The sequence below is a fragment of the Acidovorax sp. HMWF018 genome, assembly GCF_003061035.1.
Lineage (GTDB): Bacteria > Pseudomonadota > Gammaproteobacteria > Burkholderiales > Burkholderiaceae_C > Acidovorax > Acidovorax delafieldii.
The window spans coordinates 19,671-24,320 of sequence record NZ_QAIM01000601.1 but is presented as its reverse complement, the minus strand read 5'-3'; the positions used below and the strand labels follow the sequence as shown (position 1 = coordinate 24,320).

Below are 4,650 nucleotides of genomic sequence, written 5' to 3'. Positions count from 1 at the left end.
TGCCAAGAAGGCGGCTGCAAAGAAGGCCGCGCCTGCCAAGGCAGCCGCAAAGCCTGCAGCCAAGGCCACCGCCAAGAAGGCTGTGGCCAAGAAGACCGCAACACGTGCCGCTGCCGACGCAACCCCCAGCACGCCGTCGGCCAGCTGATCACGGCTTGCCGGCGGCAAGCACCCAGCCCGCACCAAGCGGTCCGCGCGCCACGGCGCCTGGACCGCTTTTCTTTTTTTGGTGAAACCCGTGAAGTGCGCTAAAAGCGATACGGGAATGACACGCGCGTCCTCTTCTCATGTCGCACTGCAGCATGACTGCGTGGGTTAGAGTAGCCATCAGAGACAACGCAACAACGACACACAACGACGCGAAGGGGCCCACACACATGGTGAAGAAAGCGCCACGCCGCACCGCAGAACGCATTCTGGAGGTAACGCTGGACCTGTTCAACCGGTTCGGTGAACCCAACGTCTCCACCACCCTGATCTCGGCCGAGTTGCGCATCAGCCCTGGCAATCTCTACTACCACTACCCCGCCAAGGACGAGCTGATCAACGCGCTGTTTGATCGCTACGAAGGCTCGCTCACCGAGCTGCTGGCCGCAGCAGATGGCGTGCGCAATGTGGAGGACGCCTGGTTCTTCATGCACTCGCTGTTCGAGCTGATCTGGCAGTACCGCTTTCTGTACCGCGATCTCAACGACCTGCTGTCCAAGAACCGGCGCCTGGAGACGCACTTCCAGGCCATCCTCAAAAACAAGACCCGCGCCGTGCGCGCCATGCTCGATGGCATGGGGCGCGCAGACGCGCTGCACATCGACTCGCGCGAGCTGGAGGCCACCGCCACGAGCATGGTCGTGGTGCTCACCTACTGGCTCAGTTTTGAATACGTGCGCGACCCGCGCCGCGCGCTGGAGCCTGAAAGCGCCCAGGCCGCGCTGCTGCGCGGAGCCCACCATGTGCTGAACCTGCTCATGCCCTACCTCGAAAGCGGCCAGCGGGCCCACCTGCTGGAGCTGGTCGGCGCCTACGCCGCAGTGCCTGGCTGATACAGAGACGGCCCACCACAGACACCCAACCACAAGAACTTCCGGAGACACACACCATGGCCAAATGGACCCCCTTCCCCCACGCCGGCGACTACCAGTTCGACGCTGCGAGCGTCAAGAAGCAATGGGCACGACTGCATGGCGGTGATGCCGAACCCTGCCCCAAGGACGCAGCCGTGCTGGAAGCGTGGGCGCTGTTCCACAACGGCGACTTTGAGAAAGCGGCGGCTGCAGGCCTGGCGACCGGTGGCGCGGGCATTACTGCGGCCAACAAGGCCACCTCCATCTACGCCAACTACCTGGAGCCCAAGGAAAAGACGCGGCTGGACCTGTTCATGCAGGTGGCCGAAAGGGCCGAGGCCCAGGCAGCCGCAGAACCGAACAACGCCAACGCCTGGTACTGGCATGCGTATGCGCTGGGCCGCTACAGCCAGGGCATCAGCGTGGCCAAGGCGCTGGCACAGGGCCTGGGCGGCAAGGTGAAGGAGTCGCTGGAAAAGGCCATCGCCCTGTCGCCCAAACACGCCGATGCGCGCATTGCGCTGGGTGCCTTCCATGCGGAGGTGATCGACAAGGTGGGTTCGCTGATTGGCGGCATGACCTATGGAGCCAAGAAGGACACGGGCCTCAAGCTGTTCCAGGAGGCCCTCAAGCTCAACCCGGGATCGGCCATCGCCATGATTGAGTACGCCAATGCCCTCGTCATGCTGGAGGGCGACAAGAAGATGAAGGAAGCCACTGCGCTCTACGAAAAGGCCGCCACCGCAGAACCCATGGATGCCATGGAGCGGCTGGATGTGGAGATGGCACGGGCGGAACTGGAAGAAGAGTAAGAGGCAGCCCCCTGAGCGGCTTTGCCGCTTCCCCCTTCTCTCGACTGGCTACGCCATTCGGGAAGGGGGACGACACCCTCGCTGCGGGGTGGCCCTTGCTCGGTGTCTCTGGCTTGCGCAGCGCCAGTTTTGCACAGAGGTTTGCAGTAGATTGCCGTGTCGCGCTGCTATGGAGGCGGAGCTCAAAAGCTCTCAGCCCCCAAACCGCTGCGCGGCAATCTCCAGAAGTCCGTCAAAAATCAGGTTGTCCACCAGCTCAAACGGCCGTGTCATGCTGGGCGCCATCTTCCAGCCGGCGCCACCGGTCATGATGCAGGCAGGCTCCTGGCCGCAGTGCTGCAGCAGGTGCTGGTACATGCGCTCCACGGCCCCTGCGATGGCGTAGGTGCCTCCACTGGTCAGCGCATCGCTGGTGTTGGTGGGGAACGGGCGCACTTCGCCCGTAGGCACGTGCAGGCCGGCGGTGCCGGATTCAAGCGCACGCAGCATGATGCCGTGGCCGGGCAGGATCAGGCCGCCCATGAAGCGGCCCTCGGTGTCGATGCACTCCACCGTCACGGCCGTGCCCACCATCACCACCACCAGCGGCCGTGCGGGGCCACTTGCCAGCACATGGTGGCGTGCGCCGATCATGGCCACCCACCGGTCCGAGCCCAGGCGCGAGGGGTGGTCGTAGCCGTTGGTCAGCCCCGCCTCTTGCGCCGATGACACCACCCACGAGGGGGTGACGTCCCAGATTTCCATCTGCTCCTGCACGCGGCGTTTGACGGCATCTCCCGCCACCACACAGCCCAGCATGCGTGTCGGATGGGGCAGCGAGGCCCAGCTGCCTTCCGCCAGGCGGTCGATGTGGTCGAGGAATTCGGCGCCATGCGCAATGAGCGCAGCCCCGGGATGGGGAGCGTCGTACAACGCCCATTTGAGACGGGTGTTACCGACGTCGATGGCCAGAAAAGTCATGCGGCGGATTATCCCGAGTTTTGCGATGCGCCCCTGCCCGAGGGCGACAGCTACGGAGGCACCACCTCTCCCCGGCCCCCAAATTGTGAAAAATCGTGTCGCGCCCCTGTCCGACACGATGCAGCCGCCCGTACCCGCTACAGTGGTCCTTCCTGTTTCTGCAACATTAGGAGGTACGACATGGGTCTTTTCAGTTTCATCAAGGAAGCCGGCGAAAAGCTGTTCGGCGGTAAAGAAGCGCAGGCCGCCACGGCAGCCGCCCCCACGCAGGATGAACTCAACGCCAAGGCATCCAAGGCCATCGAGACCTACATCGCGTCCCAGAACCTGGGCGCCAGCAACGTACAGGTAGCATTCGACGGCACGCAAGGCAAGGTCACCGTCAAAGGCATCGCGCCCACCCAGGCTGCCAAGGAAAAAGTCACCCTGTGCTGCGGCAACGTGGCCAGCGTGACCAGCGTCGAGAACCTGATGGAGGTGACCAACCCCGAGCCCGAGGCCCAGTACCACGACGTGGTGCGCGGCGACACGCTGAGCGCCATTGCCAAGAAGTTCTATGGCGACGCCAACAAGTACCCCGTGATCTTCGAGGCCAACAAGCCCATGCTGAGCCACCCCGACAAGATCTATCCCGGCCAGAAGCTGCGGATTCCGCCACTGACCAAGTAATCTCTCGCAGATTCAAGCCCTCTGAGCTGCCAGCGCTAGTAGAAAAAGCGCTGGCAGCTCTTTTTTTGATAGCAAATCAGCCTTGCTTCCACGGCAGGCCATGAAAGCGCCAGCCACCGCGCTTGCCGCGTTGGCCTTGCGCATCCGCATCGCCCTCGAACCCTTCGAGGATGTTGTAAGCGGTGATACCGAGTTCGGTTGCGCGGCGCGCGGCGGCAATGGAGCGCACACCGCTGCGGCACAGCAGCACGGCCCGTCCACCCTCGGGCACCGCAGCGCGCATCTGGGCATCGAAGTCGGCATTCATCGCCATGCCCGGCCATTGCTTCCAGGCCACCGCAGCGGCGCCGGGCACCTGGCCCACCCACTCGCGTTCGGCGTCGCTGCGCACGTCCACCAGCACGGCCTGCCCGGCCTGCACCCATTGCCAGGCCTGTTGGGGCGTCACGTCACCGGCGTAGCCTTCGGCGGGGGAAATCTTGGCTTCGGTCATCGTCAGGGTCCTTCTTCAATCCCACAAGGGGGCGGGTTCGTCACGGAGATGGCTGCGCAGCTGCGCATAGTCCGGCACCACGGTGGCCACGGTGTCCCAGAAGCGGGGGCTGTGATCCATCACGCGCAGGTGGGCCAGTTCGTGCGCCACCACGTAGTCGATGATGGCCGGGCGGTAGTGCAGCAGGCGCCAGTTCAGGCGGATGGAGCCGTCGGCCTTGGCGCTGCCCCAGCGGGTATTGGCACTCGACAGGCGCAGGCTGGCCCAGCGCACGCCCAGCAGCGGGGCAAAGTGGTCCAGCCGCTCGGTGAAGTGGCGGCGCGCGTCGCGCATCAACCAGGCCTGGACGGCATCGCGGACCTGTGCGGGGCTGGCCCTGTGCGGTAGGCCAATGTGCAGGCTGGGCGTCGTGGCTGCGCCGCCCGGCTCCACCGCCGCCACCAGCGCTCCGCCTTTGCCCGCAAAGTCGTGGCTCGGGTCCAGCACCAGCCTCAGCGGCTCACCCAGATAGGGCAGCTCTGCGCCATGGGCCCAGACGATACGACCGCCTTCCATGCGCTGCTGGCGCTCGCGCGCCTCCGACAGCTTGCGCAGGATCCAGTCGGACTTCTCGCGCAGCGCGGCATCCACCGCGCCCAGCGTCACCCAGCTGGGG

6 protein-coding genes are annotated in these 4,650 nt (G+C 64.9%); 3 read left to right on the top strand and 3 right to left on the bottom strand.

The window, feature by feature from the left end:
* Positions 1 to 377 precede the first annotated feature (377 nt).
* Both DBR23_RS25655 and DBR23_RS25650 read left to right on the top strand, forming a co-directional pair.
* Positions 378 to 1,040: a TetR/AcrR family transcriptional regulator gene (locus DBR23_RS25655; RefSeq protein ID WP_056059478.1), complete on the top strand. Its 663-nt coding sequence runs from the start codon at positions 378 to 380 to the stop codon at positions 1,038 to 1,040.
* Between the two features lie 56 nt (positions 1,041 to 1,096).
* On the top strand, positions 1,097 to 1,873 hold the full coding sequence (locus DBR23_RS25650) for a hypothetical protein (RefSeq protein WP_108499970.1): 777 nt from the start codon (positions 1,097 to 1,099) through the stop codon (positions 1,871 to 1,873).
* A gap of 192 nt (positions 1,874 to 2,065) precedes the next feature.
* Here DBR23_RS25650 and DBR23_RS25645 read toward each other — a convergent pair whose 3' ends face one another.
* On the bottom strand, positions 2,066 to 2,833 hold the full coding sequence (locus DBR23_RS25645; RefSeq protein WP_108499969.1) for a type III pantothenate kinase: 768 nt from the start codon (positions 2,831 to 2,833) through the stop codon (positions 2,066 to 2,068).
* 180 nt (positions 2,834 to 3,013) lie between these two features.
* On the opposite strand from DBR23_RS25645, the gene lysM reads away from it, so the two are divergent.
* A complete protein-coding gene (gene lysM / locus DBR23_RS25640) occupies positions 3,014 to 3,502 on the top strand; it encodes a peptidoglycan-binding protein LysM (RefSeq protein WP_108499968.1) in 489 nt (162 codons plus the stop codon).
* Between the two features lie 76 nt (positions 3,503 to 3,578).
* Here lysM and DBR23_RS25635 read toward each other — a convergent pair whose 3' ends face one another.
* Positions 3,579 to 3,995: a rhodanese-like domain-containing protein gene (locus DBR23_RS25635; RefSeq protein WP_108499967.1), complete on the bottom strand. Its 417-nt coding sequence runs from the start codon at positions 3,993 to 3,995 to the stop codon at positions 3,579 to 3,581.
* A gap of 15 nt (positions 3,996 to 4,010) precedes the next feature.
* A partial coding sequence (locus tag DBR23_RS25630; RefSeq protein WP_233250749.1) for a M48 family metallopeptidase occupies positions 4,011 to 4,650 on the bottom strand: 640 nt, incomplete at its 5' end.

Excerpts from the sequence above, each read along its gene's own strand:
- DBR23_RS25655 (WP_056059478.1), top strand. The coding sequence starts at position 378 with ATGGTGAAGAAAGCGCCACGCCGCACCGCAGAACGCATTCTGGAGGTA.
- DBR23_RS25650 (WP_108499970.1), top strand. The coding sequence starts at position 1,097 with ATGGCCAAATGGACCCCCTTCCCCCACGCCGGCGACTACCAGTTCGAC.
- DBR23_RS25645 (WP_108499969.1), bottom strand. The coding sequence starts at position 2,833 with ATGACTTTTCTGGCCATCGACGTCGGTAACACCCGTCTCAAATGGGCG.
- lysM (WP_108499968.1), top strand. The coding sequence starts at position 3,014 with ATGGGTCTTTTCAGTTTCATCAAGGAAGCCGGCGAAAAGCTGTTCGGC.
- DBR23_RS25635 (WP_108499967.1), bottom strand. The coding sequence starts at position 3,995 with ATGACCGAAGCCAAGATTTCCCCCGCCGAAGGCTACGCCGGTGACGTG.